Annotated in this window: 14 protein-coding genes; 6 read left to right on the forward strand and 8 right to left on the reverse strand. The window is 64.1% G+C overall.

The window, feature by feature from the left end; translation table 11 throughout:
• Window positions 1-11: 11 nt before the first annotated feature.
• Window positions 12-407: a hypothetical protein gene (locus tag AB7849_RS06170; RefSeq protein WP_008209327.1), complete on the reverse strand. Its 396-nt coding sequence runs from the start codon at window positions 405-407 to the stop codon at window positions 12-14.
• Window positions 408-466: 59 nt separating this feature from the next.
• Here AB7849_RS06170 and AB7849_RS06175 point away from each other — a divergent pair, with 59 nt between their 5' ends.
• From AB7849_RS06175 to AB7849_RS06190, 4 genes are all read left to right on the forward strand, one after another.
• Window positions 467-1,750 carry an alkaline phosphatase family protein gene (locus tag AB7849_RS06175; protein ID WP_008209326.1) on the forward strand — a complete coding sequence of 428 codons (1,284 nt, stop codon included), beginning with the start codon at window positions 467-469 and terminating at the stop codon, window positions 1,748-1,750.
• Between the two features lie 474 nt (window positions 1,751-2,224).
• Window positions 2,225-3,484, forward strand: a complete 1,260-nt coding sequence (locus AB7849_RS06180) for an NRAMP family divalent metal transporter (RefSeq protein ID WP_008207767.1) — start codon at window positions 2,225-2,227, stop codon at window positions 3,482-3,484.
• A 122-nt stretch (window positions 3,485-3,606) separates the two neighbouring features.
• Window positions 3,607-4,545, forward strand: coding sequence for an alpha/beta hydrolase (locus tag AB7849_RS06185; protein ID WP_037097962.1), 939 nt, complete (start codon window positions 3,607-3,609; stop codon window positions 4,543-4,545).
• A gap of 99 nt (window positions 4,546-4,644) precedes the next feature.
• The gene (locus AB7849_RS06190) at window positions 4,645-5,559 is read left to right on the forward strand and encodes a LysR family transcriptional regulator (RefSeq protein ID WP_008207764.1); all 915 of its coding nucleotides are present in this window, start codon (window positions 4,645-4,647) and stop codon (window positions 5,557-5,559) included.
• A gap of 103 nt (window positions 5,560-5,662) precedes the next feature.
• Here the strand turns inward: AB7849_RS06190 and AB7849_RS06195 are convergent, their stop codons facing one another.
• From AB7849_RS06195 to AB7849_RS06215, 5 genes are all read right to left on the reverse strand, one after another.
• Window positions 5,663-6,943: an MFS transporter gene (locus tag AB7849_RS06195; protein ID WP_369500711.1), complete on the reverse strand. Its 1,281-nt coding sequence runs from the start codon at window positions 6,941-6,943 to the stop codon at window positions 5,663-5,665.
• Window positions 6,944-7,086: 143 nt separating this feature from the next.
• Window positions 7,087-7,299, reverse strand: coding sequence for a transposase (locus AB7849_RS06200; protein WP_008207762.1), 213 nt, complete (start codon window positions 7,297-7,299; stop codon window positions 7,087-7,089).
• 547 nt (window positions 7,300-7,846) lie between these two features.
• Complete coding sequence (locus AB7849_RS06205) at window positions 7,847-8,263, reverse strand: hypothetical protein (protein WP_157617979.1); 417 nt, start codon at window positions 8,261-8,263, stop codon at window positions 7,847-7,849.
• A 424-nt stretch (window positions 8,264-8,687) separates the two neighbouring features.
• Window positions 8,688-10,064 carry a HAMP domain-containing sensor histidine kinase gene (locus tag AB7849_RS06210; protein ID WP_008207757.1) on the reverse strand — a complete coding sequence of 459 codons (1,377 nt, stop codon included), beginning with the start codon at window positions 10,062-10,064 and terminating at the stop codon, window positions 8,688-8,690.
• Complete coding sequence (locus AB7849_RS06215) at window positions 10,061-10,744, reverse strand: response regulator transcription factor (protein WP_008207755.1); 684 nt, start codon at window positions 10,742-10,744, stop codon at window positions 10,061-10,063. Before AB7849_RS06215 ends, AB7849_RS06210 begins: the two co-directional genes overlap by 4 nt.
• A gap of 136 nt (window positions 10,745-10,880) precedes the next feature.
• Here AB7849_RS06215 and AB7849_RS06220 point away from each other — a divergent pair, with 136 nt between their 5' ends.
• Window positions 10,881-11,378, forward strand: coding sequence for a Spy/CpxP family protein refolding chaperone (locus tag AB7849_RS06220; protein WP_008207753.1), 498 nt, complete (start codon window positions 10,881-10,883; stop codon window positions 11,376-11,378).
• A 135-nt stretch (window positions 11,379-11,513) separates the two neighbouring features.
• Here the strand turns inward: AB7849_RS06220 and AB7849_RS06225 are convergent, their stop codons facing one another.
• Together AB7849_RS06225 and AB7849_RS06230 are read right to left on the reverse strand one after the other, a co-directional pair.
• Window positions 11,514-11,678 (reverse strand): YXWGXW repeat-containing protein, encoded by a 165-nt coding sequence (locus AB7849_RS06225; RefSeq protein WP_157617978.1) that lies wholly within the window; start codon window positions 11,676-11,678, stop codon window positions 11,514-11,516.
• Window positions 11,679-11,801: 123 nt separating this feature from the next.
• Entirely contained in the window at window positions 11,802-13,205 is a 1,404-nt protein-coding gene (locus AB7849_RS06230; RefSeq protein ID WP_008207750.1) for a formimidoylglutamate deiminase, read from the reverse strand.
• Window positions 13,206-13,285: 80 nt separating this feature from the next.
• Here AB7849_RS06230 and AB7849_RS06235 point away from each other — a divergent pair, with 80 nt between their 5' ends.
• Window positions 13,286-14,857 carry a bifunctional GNAT family N-acetyltransferase/carbon-nitrogen hydrolase family protein gene (locus AB7849_RS06235; RefSeq protein WP_008207749.1) on the forward strand — a complete coding sequence of 524 codons (1,572 nt, stop codon included), beginning with the start codon at window positions 13,286-13,288 and terminating at the stop codon, window positions 14,855-14,857.
• Window positions 14,858-14,880 lie beyond the last annotated feature (23 nt).

The following is a 14,880-nucleotide window of genomic DNA, read 5'->3' on the forward strand; positions in this document are numbered from 1 at the left end:
CGCGGCTGCGCTCAGCCGCCGGATGAGCTGCTGTGCGCCGGCTTTTTGCTGCGGGTGGGCCGCGGCGTCACCGCACTCTCGTAGCTGTCCAGCGCATTTTGCTGATGCGCCTGATAACGGTCGCGATGGGCCTGGTCGGCCTGGTTGATCAGATGCGTGGTAGCCGCATCATTCGTATACGGGCGCTTGGCGTTGTCGGAAATGTTCTGCCGCTGCTGCTCGCGGATGCTGTTGTCGCGCAACGTGTTGCTGAGCTGCTGCTGGCTCACGTTCTGCTGGTATTGCGCACGCTGCTGCGTGTTGACTTGCGGCTGGGTCTGCGCCGCCGCCAACCCGGCCCACGCGAATGCCGCCGCGCCAAGCAAGGTCACGCTGCTGCGGACACGCGAATGTCGAAAACTTGTCATGGCCATGATCCGGTCCCTGCGCGATGATGGAAGGATATTTCCATCCTGAGACATGCCTCATGAAATTTCCGTTTCGCCTGCTGTGGTGCGCCGTCGCCATGCTCGGTGCCGGCTGCGCCACGCAACCGCATGCGTCGCAACAAAATGCGGCGACGGCAAGCACTCCCGCGGCAACGCAAGCGCCCGCGCCACTGCTGTTGATCTCCATCGATGCCTACCGTGCGGACTACTACGACCGCGGCCTGAGCCCGACCCTGGAGATGCTGGCGAAAACCGGTGTGCACGCCGATTCGATGCAGCCGTCGTTCCCGTCGCTGACCTTTCCCAACCACTACACCATCGTCACCGGTCTGCGCCCGGACCACAACGGCATCGTCAACAACACGATGTTTGACGCACAGCTCGGCAAGTTCTCGCTGGGCAACCGCAAGGCCGTGGCCGATGGCCGCTGGTGGGACGAAGGCACGCCGATCTGGGTCACTGCCGACGAACATGGCCTGCGCACCGCCACCATGTTCTGGCCCGGCTCGGGCGCCGACATCCACGGTCACTACCCCGATTACTGGAAGCCGTTCGACGACCACATCACGGCTGACCAACGCGTCGACCAGGTGCTGGCCTGGCTGGACCTGCCGCAAGGCCAACGCCCGACCTTCCTCACCCTGTACTTCGACGCCGTCGACCACGCCGGGCACAAGTACGGTCCGCACTCGCCACAGGTGAACGAGGCGATACGCCATGTCGATGCCGCACTTGCTCGACTGGTGCAGGGGCTGCAGCAACGCCACCTGTTCGAGCGGATGAACATCATCGTGCTGGCCGACCACGGCATGGCCAGCGTGCCGCTCGCCAACAACGTGATGATGGACAAGCTGATTCCGCTGGACCACGTGCGACCGGTGAGCTTCGGCATCGTCGCCGGTTTCAACCCGAAGCCCGGCTACGACTTCGCCGCCATCGAACGCCAGCTGGAGCAACCGCAGAAGCACATGCGCTGCTGGGACAAGACGCGCATACCCGCGCGCCTCGATTACGGCCACAACGCCCGCGTGCCGCAGCTGGTGTGCCTGGCCGACGTGGGCTGGCGCATCACCACCACCGACTACGCCGCCAGCCACAAGGGACATATCAGCGTGGGCGAACACGGCTACGACAATGCCGACCCGCGCATGCAAGCGCTGTTTATCGCGCATGGCCCGGCATTCCGCGACGGCATCCGCTTCCACGCCTTCCCGAACGTGGACGTCTATCCGCTGATGACGCATCTGCTGGACATCCCCGCCGCGGCCAACGACGGCAGCTACCAGGCGGTGGAAGGCATGCTCAAGCCGGGCATGCGCTGACGGAGCGAGCGAGGGATTGTGGGCTGACCGCGGGGACAGGCCGCCGACGGCTCCTCATGGCCTTCATTCCGGCGCAGGCCCACTGCTGTCCGGAATAATTTTGCGAAGGCATGACGGCGGCCGAATCCGTCATTCCAGCGAAAGCTGGAATCCAGTCGGACATGCGTGCGAAGCACACAAAAACAAGAAGTTGAGTGTGCTTCGCACAGCATCTTGACTGGATCCCAGCTTTCGCTGGGATGACGAGACGGGGTCGTGGCCGATAACTCTGAAATTTGAGCCTCATGCGAACTCAATGGTTGCAAAGTTGTACTGCTCGGGGTTTTCCACGCATCGCGCATTTTTATTCCGGACAGCAGTGGGCGTAGACCGGAATGACGGCAACAACGGGCCGGCACGATTTGACCTGCATCAAGTGCTGCCTACTCGAGAAGATTATGATAATCGTTATCATTTGAACGCTCCGAGGAGCTCATGGATCGCGCCGTTTCCGTGTCCAGTCTGCATCCGCAGCGCGCCATATCCGGTTGGAAAACCCTGCTCGCGACCCTCGGCCCCGGGCTGGTGGTGATGTTGGCCGATACCGATGTCGGCAGCGTGCTTACCGCCGCGCAAAGCGGCGCGCAATGGGGCTATCAAATGCTTGCCCTGCAACTGTTGCTGGTGCCGATCCTGTACGTGGTGCAGGAACTGACCGTGCGGTTGGGCATCTTCACCGGCCGTGGCCACGGCGAATTGATTCGCGAAACCTTCGGAGCACCCTGGGCTTGGGTGTCGGTGCTGGGGCTGGTCGTGGCCGCTGTCGGCGCGCTGCTCACCGAGTTCTCCGGCGTGGCCGGCGTGGGCGAACTGTTCGGCGTGCCGCGTGCGTGGAGCCTGGTGCTGGCCGCCGGCTTCCTGCTGGTGGTGGTGTGGACGGGCAGTTATCGCCGCGTGGAACGCGTGGCCATCATCCTGGGCCTGTTCGAACTGGTGTTCGTCTGGGTGGCGTTGCGTGCGCCGATCGATTCGCACGCGCTGGTCGACGGCATCACCCGCGTGCCGGTTCGCGACGCAGGCTTCTGGTATCTGGTGGCTGCCAACATCGGCGCAGTGATCATGCCGTGGATGGTGTTCTACCAGCAGTCGGCCGTGGCCGACAAAAAACTGCAACCTGAGCAATACACCGCCGCGCGCTGGGATACCGCCATCGGTGCGGTGGTGACCCAAGTGGTGATGGCGGCGGTGCTGCTGGTCGCTGCCGCCACCTTGTGGGCGGGACATCTCAGCCCACCGCTGGACACCGTCGGCCAGGTCGCCGATGCGTTGACGCCATTCCTCGGCATGACGCTTGGCCGCACCCTGTTCGGCCTGGGCATGCTGGGCGCGGCGATGGTTGCCGCCATCGTGGTGGCATTGGCCGCCGCGTGGGGATTGGGCGAAGTGACCGGCTACCGACGTTCGCTGGAATCGCATCCGCGCGAAGCGCCGTGGTTCTATCTGGTGTTCACGCTGGCCGTGGTCGGCGGTGCGCTGGTGGTGGCATTCGTTCCCAACCTGGTCGCCCTGTCCATCGGCGTGGAAGTGATGAACGCGCTGCTGCTGCCGCTGGTACTGGGCTTCCTGGTGGCACTGGCCGTTCGTGCCCTGCCCCCCGAACATCGCCTGCGCGGATGGTATCGGTGGATAGTGACGGCGCTGGTGGCACTGACATCGGCACTGGGCGTGTACGGCGCGCTCAGCGGCCTGTTCTGAAAGGGCTTGCCCGGAAAAATCCACGGAAGCCGCCGCAACAAGACCGACGCATGGCACAGAATCGTGATCGGCAGTCTGTCCTGATCACGCAAGCGTGGCCGCGCGCCACATGGGGAAACGTCATGAGGCTTTGGGTTATCGCCCTGTGCGGGTTGCTCGCATGCAGCGGCGTGCATGCAAAAACGACGGTATGGCAGCCAGCAGCCGGGCACACGCAAATACCAATATGGCCGGGCACGCCGCCTGATGCACAGCCCATGCCCGGAGCCGAGTCCATGAAGACGGGCCACAAACTGTTCGGCGGCAAACCGATCACAGGCGTCTACAACGTGTCACGGCCAACAATGACGGTTTACGCACCAACCGGAAAAAACACGGGTGCGGCCGTCGTCGTATTTCCGGGTGGCGGATTCGAGGGGCTGGCGATCGACCTGGAAGGCACCGAAGTCTGCGACTGGCTGACGTCCGAGGGCATCACTTGTGTGCTGCTGAAGTATCGCGTTCCGAGCGTACCCTACGACTGGCACTGCGATTGCCGTCCCGACGATTTCGCCATATCGGCACCTTCGCTAGAGGACGCGCAGAGGACCCTGCGGCTGGTCCGCCTGCATGCTCGCGATTGGCGCATCGACCCACGAAAGGTCGGCGTGATCGGATTCTCCGCAGGTGGCTTCCTGGTCGCGGAAACCAGCACCCAGTTCAAGCATCGCCTGTATGCGCCGGTGGATGCCGCCGACAAGGAAAGCGCCCGCCCGGATTTCGCCCTGGCGATCTATCCGGGTCACCTCGCCTTCGACAACGACACGCTGAATCCGAATGTAAAGGTTTCCCGCGATACGCCGCCCACCTTCCTGCTGCAAGCCGAGGACGACTACGTCGACGGCGTGAACCAGTCATTGGTCTACTACGCTGCCCTGGCCAAGGCGCACGTGCCGGCGGAGATGCACCTGTATGCGCACGGCGGCCATGCCTTCGGTTTGCGCCCCGGCAAATTTCCGATCAGCGGCTGGCCGAAGCTGGCCATGGCGTGGTTGCAAACGATCGGCGTGGTGCCGCACTGAGCAACCCCCGCCAGCGGGCTCCTGCAAAAACGAAGGCGGTGACGGCCGACTTTCGAGTGCCCGCTTGAGGGCGGGCTCGCAACCCGCCAAAGTAGCGCCATGGATATCGAGCTGCGTCATCTGCGCTACTTCATCGCGGTCGCCGACGAGCTGCATTTCGGCCGCGCGGCGGAACGGCTGGGCATGTCGCAACCGCCGCTGAGCCAGCAGATTCGCCAGCTTGAACAACGGGTCGGCGTGCGGCTGCTTGATCGCACCAATCGTCGGGTCGCACTGACCGAGCCGGGCCGGTTGTTCCTGGACGAAGCACGCGACATTCTTGCGCGCACCGATCACGCCATCGACCTGGCGCAACGTGCGCAGCGCGGCGAGACCGGCGAACTGCGCGTAGGCATGACCCGTTCCACCCCGCTGACCGGCCATATCCCGCGCGCAATCCTGGCCTTCCGCCAGCAGTTGCCCGAGGTGCAATTGCAGCTGGAGGAAATGAACTCGCTACGGCAGATCGATGCCCTGCTCGACCGCCGCCTGCAGATCGGCATCGTTCGCGGCAACGTGCTGCCGGATGGGCTGGCATCGAAGCGACTGTTTCGCGATCCGCTGGTCGCCGTGCTGCGCTCGAACCATCCGGCACTGCGCGAGCTTGGCCCGCGTCGCAAACTGCGCACCGAAGCGTTGGCGCAGGAGCCCTTCGTGCTGTTTGCGCGCAGTGCCGGCGCCGGCATCCACGACCACGTGATCTCGCTGTGCCGCCATGCCGGCTTCACGCCGCGCGTGGCGCAGGAAGCACGCGAGTCATCCACCATCGTGGGGCTGGTCGCCGCCGGGCTCGGCGTGTCGATCCTGCCGGTCTCGTGCGAACACATCCATATCGATGGCGTCAGCTACGTGCCGCTGACCGACCCGGCGGCGATGTCGGAAATCCACGTGGCCTGGCGCCGCGACGAGCGTGCCCCACTGGTCGCGCAATTCGTACGCCTGCTGAGCGGCAGCCTGCCCAAAACCCCTGCATGACCCGCATGCGCCTCACGGCAGGAGCCCGCTCGCGGGCGATGCTCCTGAAATCCCTCGAATCAAGCATCCCAGCCCGGACCGCGAAAACACACCGACACGATCTTCACGGCATCGCACCTTTGCTCATCGGCGTAGGCATCGTCGCCACGTTCACCAGCGGCCGCAGGCGATACAAACCCAGCGCGATGACCAGTCCGGCCACCACCAGCGCGCCAATGAAAGCCGCCACGCCATCCCAGCCACCCCGGGTGTAGAACAACCCACCGGCGTAACCGGCCACGCTGGAGCCCATGTAGTAGCAGAACAGGTACATCGACGAGGCCTGCGCCTTCGCCGCGCCGGCGCGACGCCCTACCCAGCTGCTGACGATGGAATGACCGCCGAAGAAACCGAACGTCACCGCCACGATGCCCAGCATGATCAACCACAGCGACATGGTCAGGGTCAGCAGCACACCAACCAGCATCAGCGCGAAGGCCGTCCACAACACCTTGCGCCGTCCCAGCTTGCCGGCCAGGTGGCCCATCCACGCCGAGCTGAAGGTGCCGATCAGATAGATGCCGAAGATCAGTCCCACCACCGCCTGGCTGAGGTTGAACGGCGGTGCCAGCAAGCGGTAACCGAGATAGTTGTAGACCGTGACGAAAGCGCCCAGCAGCAGGAAACCTTCGAGGAACAGCCACGGCAGGCCCGGATCGTGGAACATGCCGCTGAAGCGCCCGGCCAGCGCGCGCCAGCTCAGCGGTTGCCGCACGAAATGCCGTGACGGCGGCAACGCGCGCCAGAACACCAGGCCCGACACGATGCCGATCACGCCCACCACGACCACGCCCACCCGCCAGTCGAAGAAATCCGTCAACACGCCGGTAACCAGCCGACCGCCCATGCCACCGACCGCGCTGCCGCTGATATACAGCCCCATCCCGAGGCCGATCGATTCGGGATGCATTTCCTCGCTCAGGTACGTCATCGCCACCGCCGGCAGACCGCTCAGGGTCAGCCCGAGCAAGGTACGCACAACCAGCAGCGAACCCCAGTTCGGCATCGCCGCCGTCACCAGCACCAGCACGGCCGAGGAAAGAATCGACACCACCATCACCGACTTGCGTCCCCACGCATCGGACAGGCCACCCGCGAACAGCATCGCCACGGCCAGCACGCCGGTGGTCAGCGACAACGACAACGCACTGTCCGCCGCGCTCACGCCGTAGTCGTGGCTGAACTCCGGCATCAACGGCTGCACGCAATACAGCAACCCGAACGTGGCCAGGCCAGCGGCGAACAAAGCGAGGTTGGTACGCCGGAACGCCGGCGTGCCGTGGTGGATCCACTCCTGCGGATCCGCTGCCGGCAACGGTGCATCAGGAATGCGGGAGGCGTCCATTGAACATCTGTCCTGTCGGAATGGGGAACGCCATCAGGGTAGATCGAACAACACAGACGATCCATAACACAAAAAGTCCGCTTCGATATGTTCTACATATTGTTGGCAGAGCCTCCAAACCGCTCCCGGTTCGACAAGGCCGATTACGGAAATGCACCCTCGCGCGCTTGTTTGCCCCAACGAGACAGCATGAACGGATGGATGTAAAGCAACGCGGCAACGTCACCCACAGCGACACCCGGCAACTGGCTCAAACGAACAGCAGTTGCCTTGAAATCTTCGGTGTAGCGATAGGTCGTTCGTGGCCTGGTTTCGGCATGGTGTGGACTCCTGAAGTGGTGGTTCAGGGTGTCCACTAAAGCGTAGGAACTGTCCGGTTGCGACGCTATCTCCTAGGACGAGGCCGTTGAGCTTTGCACCACAAAAACGTGAGCTGCCGCTAAACGCGCCTTGGTAGTAGCGAAGCCAGAGCGTTCTGTTGAAGTTGGAGTGGCGCAGCAAGAGCAACCGGATGGCGCGCGATGATGCCTTGAGCCACCACCGAAAGTAGGCCGTTTTTTACGGCCTCCTCCATAACGACATCTCGTACTTGCGCCATGGTGCCAAGCCTGATTGAGACCAATGCCGCCGATGCGCCAGCGAGAGCCGCAATGTGATCCCTCGTCATCTCAGACCAGCCAAATTCTTGGGCAGCTTTCATTGCAGCTCCAAGAACCTCGGCATGGCGATCATCTGGATCTAGGCGCCTCCGCATTAGTTACTCCAATTCGTGTGTGTGCCGCTACATTTTGCCATGTAACTTGAATCTGCGAGTCGCAAGTTTTTCGAAGGTTTTGTTCTATCTAACGCTTGAGTTGAGCGGCGGCGTAGCCGTCCGCCTCGAACGAACAGTTGGCCGTTGCCTCAGATGTCGGGACAGAACGAATTATCGCCTTGCGCCCAAAGCTCTGTTGCTTTGGCGGACTTCTTCCACATGTGGAAGAAGTTGAAAGCGTAGCTTGACGTAACCGACGTGCCGGTCGGCGCAGCTTTGATGTCGACGACGAGTGGCATGGCAGCGGTACCGACAAGATTGAGCATGACCTCCGCTGTTTTGTTATCCGGAAACATGTTGCCGCGGACTACTCGCGCTGAGCCTGAGTCCAAGCATCGCTGTGCGTTTTTGTAGATGAGCCGGTACACGTCCTGGTAATTCGAAGCAACCTGAAACTCCACGACACCCTTCGGTTGTGTGCGGGTTCCGCTAGCGGTGAGGTTTGCGCAACCTGCAACCAGCAGTACGAACGCCAGCAAGAAAAGACATTTTGGCCATCGGTTCATCGGGTACTTCCCCATAACGGCTAACTTAAATTCGATAACGAAGTGCAACCTATTCCTGCAGCATAAACCCGCGCGACAGGCGCCACCTGCCGGCGGATAACTATACGAATCAACGCACCGGACCGATGTTGCAACCTGACCCTGCCGCCTGATCATGCAATCTTTCAAGGAGGCGGATATGACGGAATCCTCTCACCGGGTCCAAGGGGTGGCAAGTGCGGCAGCGCAACCGCGACTGCTGGATATGATGGGGGAGTGTATGCGTCGACTGGGGTTGTCGATACGTAGGGAGCAGACGTATGTGAGCTGGGTGCGTCGTTTCATTCCTGCCAGTGGCCAAAAACGGTTCCACGTTCACGCGCAGTCGCTTGAATCGTGTCCGGTCAACGCCGGTGGCAGCCATTACGCCGGAACACCAGGGACATCACGCTTCGTCGTCGGTGTTTGCCATGGGCAGTTCCAGACGCACTTCCAGACCGCCGCCCGCCGCATTCGCAGCCACGACATGGCCGCCATGCACCTTGGCCACGCGCTGCACGATGGCCAATCCGAGGCCGTGGCCGTCCGCGCGCGCGGCGTTGCTGCCGCGGAAGAACGGACGAAACAGCGAGGCCAGTTCGTCATCGGGTACGCCGGGACCGTAATCGCGCACGGACAGCACCACGTGCCCGGCTTGCGGGTGCACGCCGAGTTCGACGTCTCCGCCTTCCGGACTGAACTTGATCGCGTTCGCCAGCAGGTTGTCCAGTGCACGTTCCAGCAGCATGGCGCTGCCGGAGACGGCGGCCGGCGCATCCGTGGCCAGGCGAAGGCGCACATGGCGGGCATCCGCTTCCAGCTCGGCGCGATGGATGCATTCACGCACCAGTTCGGGCAGATCCACCCACTCGCGTTCCATGCCGGGCAGGCCACCTTCCAGCCGCGACAGCGCCAGCATCTCGCTGGCCATGCGATCGAGCCGCACGATTTCATGTTCGGCCTGGAGAAAGTAGCGCCCGGCTTCCGTCGGGGCGTCGCTGCGCTGGGCCAGGTCGAGGATCAGGTGCAGCCGCGCCAGCGGCGAGCGCAATTCGTGCGACAGATCCTGCAAGACGCGCCGGTCGTGCGTTACCAGTGCCTCGATGCGCTCGGCCATGGCATCGAAGTCACCGGCAAGCTGCGCCAGTTCGTCGCGCCGACCACCGCCTGGATGATTCACGCGTGCCGAAAGCTCGCCCGCTGTCATGCGCCGCGTTGCATCACGCAACGCCTGCACCGGCTTGGCCACGCTGCGCGCCACCCGCCAGCCGACCAGTCCGATGAACAGCAGCGACAGCAGCAATTGCACGCCCAGCAGGATTTTCTCGCGCGTCTGCGGCCGCAGGCGCGTGTGCGAACGGCTGACCGCCACCAACTGGCGCAAGCGTCCGTCGGCACCGGTGACCGGTTGCACCGCCACGTACACACCGCCACCTCGCCATGGCCGCAGCACCACGTCACGGTCGGCCGCCAGCATGGCCGGCAACGATTGCATGATCGACGGCGGCAAACGGATCGGATGCAGCGGCTGGCCATCCTGGTACAACGTGGCTTGCACGCCATCGTGGCGTTGTCGGATCGACCAGTCGCCCAACCCGGCCACGCCGCCCTGCTCGTAGGCTGCATCGGCCGACTGCGCCAGCGCGCTCCAGTCGATTTCCACCGCCGTGGTGTATTCGATGAAGCGCCGGGTAAGGAAACCGCCCAGCACCAACACCAGCAGGTTGACCACGCAAAACCAGACAAGCAAGCGCCAGTAGAGCGAACTCTTGAAAGGATTCACGGCGCCACCACCAGCACATAGCCGGCGCCACGCACGGCGTCGATGCGCGGTGCGTCGGCCGAGGCTTCGGCGAGCTTGTGGCGCAAGCGGCTCACATGCACGTCGATGCTGCGATCAAAGCGTTCCAGTTCGCGCCCCAGTGCCAGTCGCGTCAACACGGCCTTGTCCACCAGCTCGCCCGCCCGTTGTGCCAACGCCTGCAGCAGTTGGAATTCCGCACCGGTCAACGCCAGTTCGCTGTCACCGATGCTGGCGCGCCGCTCGCCCGGGTAAAGCACCAGCTCGCCCACCTGCAAGGTGCCGCTGATGGCCGGGGCCGATCGACGGAGCTGGGCCCGTACCCGCGCCAGCAGCTCACGTGGCAGGCACGGCTTGGACAGGTAATCGTCCGCGCCCAGTTCCAGACCCACCACGCGGTCCACCGGCTCACCGCGGGCGGACAGCATGATCACCGGCAGCCGGTACTGCACGCGCAATTCGCGCAGGGTTTCCAGGCCGTCGCGGCCGGGCATCATCACGTCGAGGATCAACAGATCGGGACGCAGCGCCGGATCGCGCAGGCGTTCCAGCGCCGCCTCGCCATCGTGCACCACATCCACCTCGTAGCTTTCGCGGCGCAGGTACTCGGCCAGCAGGTCGCACAGGGCGCGGTCATCGTCGGCAAGCAGGATTCGGGACATGTCGGGATTATCGATCCATGCACCCAGGACATCCGGGGGCTTTACGCATCTTTACGCTTCGGCAAAGAACATACACGCAGAGCTGTCGTCAAATGGAGGCAAGACAATTCCGTCCCCAACGACAGAGGTAATCCCCATGCGCAAGCCCCTCATCCTCGGCCTGGCCCTGACGTCCGCCCTGGCCTTCGGCACGGTCGCCATCGCCGCCCCGATGGGCCACGGCGGCTGGCATCACGGTCACGGCCATGGTCACCACGGCATGTTTGCCCTGCACAAGCTCAACCTGAGCGATGCGCAGAAGGCCAGCATCAAGCAGATCATCAAGACCAGCTTCGCCTCGTCCAAGGCGCAGCGTCAGGCCGTGTTCCAGCAGCGCAAGGCATTCGAGTCGCTGACGCCCGACCAGGCCGGTTACCAGGCTGCCGCGGCCAACCTGGCCCAGGCCGAAGCCGATGCCACCAAGGTACGCGTGGAACAGCGCGCCAACGTGCGGGCGCAGATCTACGGCGTGCTGACCTCGGCGCAGAAGATGCAGCTGGCCTCGATGAAAGCCCAGCGTGAACAGCGCAGGCAGGAGTGGAAGGCGTTCCAGGCCCAGCATCGCGACCAGTCCACCTCGACATCCAACCAGTAAGCGGTAACGCTCATGGCCCCTCTCCACGCGTGGAGATGGGCCATTTTCATTTGCCGGTTCAGAACCATCGGCCCATTGAATGAAAAACACGCTGGCGCGGAATCCACGCCAACGTGTCGCAGGAACGCAGAAGGCTCAGCGATAACGCCAGTGCGCACCCACCCAGACATGCTGCGGCGCCCAGTAACCCGGCACCCAGACACGTGCGCGATGAGCTGGCACGATGATGCAGCCGGTCAGCGACAGGGTACCGCCAAGCAAGGCGGCAGACAGCAGCACGGCGGACATGAGACGGCGCATGAGGCATTCCTCGTGTGGGGTGTGCTTACCCGAAACGCGTCGTCAGCAAAGCCGATGACGGCGCACTCCCCTGTCCGATAGCTGCCGTTCATTCGGCGGGCGGGCGGCCCCCGTCATGCGGCTTCATCGCTTCGCCAACGCCGCCACGGTGTCGCGATAACGTGCGGTAATGCGTGCCTCGTCGTGATGCCTGAAATCACGCACCACCCAGCGGCCACCGCACATCACGTCGCGCACCAGTGGCGTGTTGCCGGCGAACAGGAAGCTGTCCAGCAGCGAACGTTCATCACGCGCGGCCAGCAACGGCGAGGTGTCATCCAGCACGATCAGATCGGCGCGCGCCGCTTCGCGCAACTCACCGATGGCCATGCCCGATGCCTGCGCGCCACCACGCAGCGCGGCGCGCCACAGCGTTTCGCCCACGCTGTCGCCTTCGCGGCGCGCGGCGATATTGCGATGGTGCGTACGCAGGCGCTGGCCGTATTCAAGCCAGCGCAACTCCTCCACCGGGGAGATGGAGATGTGCGAATCCGAGCCGATGCCGAGCGTGCCGCCCGCATCCAGATAATCGGCCAGCGGAAACAGGCCATCACCCAGGTTGGCTTCGGTCACCGGGCACAGGCCGGCTACCGCACCACTGCGTGCCAGTTGTTGCGTTTCGGCGTCGGTCAGATGGGTGGTATGCACCAGGCACCACCGCGCGTCGACGTCGGCGTGGTCGAACAGCCACTCCACCGGGCGGGCGCCACGCGTGGCGAGGCTGTCCTGCACTTCGCCGAGTTGTTCGGCAATGTGGATATGGATCGGGCCGCGCCGCGCCATGTCGCTGGCGAGCACCTCGCGCAATGCTGCCTCGGGCACGGCGCGCAGCGAGTGCAGCGCGATGCCAATGCGCACGTCGTCGTTTTCATGCGCGCGCAAGGTGTCCAGCAGGCGCAGGTAGTCGTCCACGGCATGACCGAAGCGGCGTTGCCGCGCCGACAACGGACGGCCGTCGAAACCGCCGCTCATGTAAAGCACCGGCAACAGGGTCAATGCGATGCCGGCCTCGCGCGCGGCCTCGACCAACGCCAGCGACATCGCTTCCGGCTGGGCGTAAGGCGTACCGTCCGGCTGGTGATGCAGGTAGTGGAACTCGCAGACCTGGGTATAGCCGGCCTTGAGCATTTCCACGTAAAGCTGCGCGGCGATGGCCTTGAGTTCCGCCGGGCCGATCGCGGCGGCGAAACCGTACATGGTCTCGCGCCAGCTCCAGAAGCTGTCGTGGCCCTGCCCTTTGCTCGGGTCGCCCGCGCCACGGGAGATTCCGCGGCGCTCGGCCAGCCCGGCCATGGCGCGCTGGAAGGCGTGCGAATGCAGGTTCGGCATCCCCGGCAGCACCCATTCGCCCAGCGACTCGCCCTGGCCGGCAGCCGCCACCGTCACGCGTCCGCTGGCGTCCACACCCAGCGTGGCATCGGCCTGCCAGCCGTCGGATCGCCACAATCGGCTGGCGTGGAAGTTTCGGGCGGGGATGGTGTCGCTCATGGGCTTGCCTCGATGACCAGGTGCGCAGTGTAACCGGCGCGCTCGCGCCCGCTTCACCTGCGCCGCAGCATCATTGGGGGATGACGAAAAAGACCAACGAACGCACCCCGAAACTGCTGTTGCGCCAGGCCACGCTCGCCGACGTACCGGCCCTGGCCGTGCTTACCGGCCGTGTCTACACGCCCGAATGGGGCCACTCGGAAGAAATGTTGCGTTCGCAACAGACGCACTTTCCGGAAGGCCAGTTCGTAGTCGAGTACGAAGGCACCATCGTCGGTTATTGCGCCACCTTCCGTATCGACGAAGCCACCGCGCTGGCACCACACACCTGGATGCAGATCACCGGCGGCGGCATGGCCTCGCGGCACAAGCCGGATGGCGACTGGCTGTATGGCATGGAAGTGGTGGTGCACCCGGATTACCGCGGCATGCGCATCGGCCAGCGGCTGTATCGCGCGCGCAAGCAACTGTGCAGCGAACTCAAGTTGCGCGGCATCGTGTTCGGCGGACGCATTCCTGGGTTGGCGAAGAACATGTCGCGCTACGGCAGTGCGCAGGCTTACGTGCAGGCGGTGGTGGAAGGCCGGCGACGTGACCTTACGCTGAGCTTTCAGTTGTCCAATGATTTCGAGGTGGTCGGCCTGCTGCGCGACTACGTGCCGTCGGACCATGAATCGCTGGGCTACGCGGTGCACCTGGTGTGGCGCAATCCACGCCTGCTCGACCAGCCGGACATCCCCTCGATCGCCACGCCGCAACGCCTGCCCGACTCGGTGCGCGTGGCCTCGGTGCAATACCTGCAGCGGCGCATCGCCTCATTCGAGGAGTTCGCCACCCAGGTGGAATACTTCACCGATATCGCCGCCGACTACAACGCCGATTTCGTCACCTTCCCCGAGCTGATCACCCTGCAGCTGCTGTCGATCGAGAACACCGAGCTGTCGCCGGTGGAATCGATCCGCAAGCTCAGCGCCTGGACGCCACAGGTGAAGGAACTCTTCAGCCGGCTGGCGGTGCGCTACAACATCAACATCATCGCCGGCACCCATCCCACCGAGCAGGCCAACGGCGACATCCACAATGTCTGCTACGTCTGCTTGCGCGACGGCTCGCTGCACGAGCGCGAGAAACTCCACCCCACGCCCAGCGAGCGCACGGTGTGGAGCATCACCGGCGGCGAAAGCGCAGCGACCGTGCTGACCGACTGCGGCCCGATCGGCGTGTCGATCTGCTACGACACCGAGTTCCCCGAGGTGGCGCGCCACCTGGTCGACCAGGGCGCGCTGATCCTGTTCGTGCCGTTCTGCACCGACGTGCGCGAGGGCTACCTGCGGGTGCGCTACTGCGCGCAGGCACGGGCGATCGAAAACCAGTGCTACGTGGTGATGTCGGGCAACGTGGGCAACCTGCCCGGGGTCAACAATTTCGATATCCAGTACGGCCAGAGCTGCATCCTCACGCCCAGCGACTTCCCGTTCGCGCGCGACGGCATCGCCGCCGATTCCACCCCGAACATCGAAACCGTGCTGTTCGCCGACCTGCGTCTGGAAAGCCTGGCCCGCGCCCGCAACGCCGGCGCCGTGCAGAACCTCAAGGACCGCCGTTTCGACCTGTACGAGACCCGCTGGTTGCCACGCAACGGGATGAAGTGACTGCGGCAAACCTGCAATACTGA

This window comes from Rhodanobacter sp. FW021-MT20 (assembly GCF_041107475.1).
Lineage (GTDB): Bacteria > Pseudomonadota > Gammaproteobacteria > Xanthomonadales > Rhodanobacteraceae > Rhodanobacter_A > Rhodanobacter_A glycinis.

Coding starts and splice junctions, on each gene's coding strand:
- AB7849_RS06220 (WP_008207753.1), top strand. CDS start 10,881: ATGCGCAAGCCCCTCATCCTCGGCCTGGCCCTGACGTCCGCCCTGGCC.
- AB7849_RS06195 (WP_369500711.1), bottom strand. CDS start 6,943: ATGGACGCCTCCCGCATTCCTGATGCACCGTTGCCGGCAGCGGATCCG.
- AB7849_RS06235 (WP_008207749.1), top strand. CDS start 13,286: ATGACGAAAAAGACCAACGAACGCACCCCGAAACTGCTGTTGCGCCAG.
- AB7849_RS06180 (WP_008207767.1), top strand. CDS start 2,225: ATGGATCGCGCCGTTTCCGTGTCCAGTCTGCATCCGCAGCGCGCCATA.
- AB7849_RS06205 (WP_157617979.1), bottom strand. CDS start 8,263: ATGAACCGATGGCCAAAATGTCTTTTCTTGCTGGCGTTCGTACTGCTG.
- AB7849_RS06175 (WP_008209326.1), top strand. CDS start 467: ATGAAATTTCCGTTTCGCCTGCTGTGGTGCGCCGTCGCCATGCTCGGT.
- AB7849_RS06170 (WP_008209327.1), bottom strand. CDS start 407: ATGACAAGTTTTCGACATTCGCGTGTCCGCAGCAGCGTGACCTTGCTT.
- AB7849_RS06190 (WP_008207764.1), top strand. CDS start 4,645: ATGGATATCGAGCTGCGTCATCTGCGCTACTTCATCGCGGTCGCCGAC.
- AB7849_RS06215 (WP_008207755.1), bottom strand. CDS start 10,744: ATGTCCCGAATCCTGCTTGCCGACGATGACCGCGCCCTGTGCGACCTG.
- AB7849_RS06225 (WP_157617978.1), bottom strand. CDS start 11,678: ATGCGCCGTCTCATGTCCGCCGTGCTGCTGTCTGCCGCCTTGCTTGGC.
- AB7849_RS06230 (WP_008207750.1), bottom strand. CDS start 13,205: ATGAGCGACACCATCCCCGCCCGAAACTTCCACGCCAGCCGATTGTGG.
- AB7849_RS06185 (WP_037097962.1), top strand. CDS start 3,607: ATGAGGCTTTGGGTTATCGCCCTGTGCGGGTTGCTCGCATGCAGCGGC.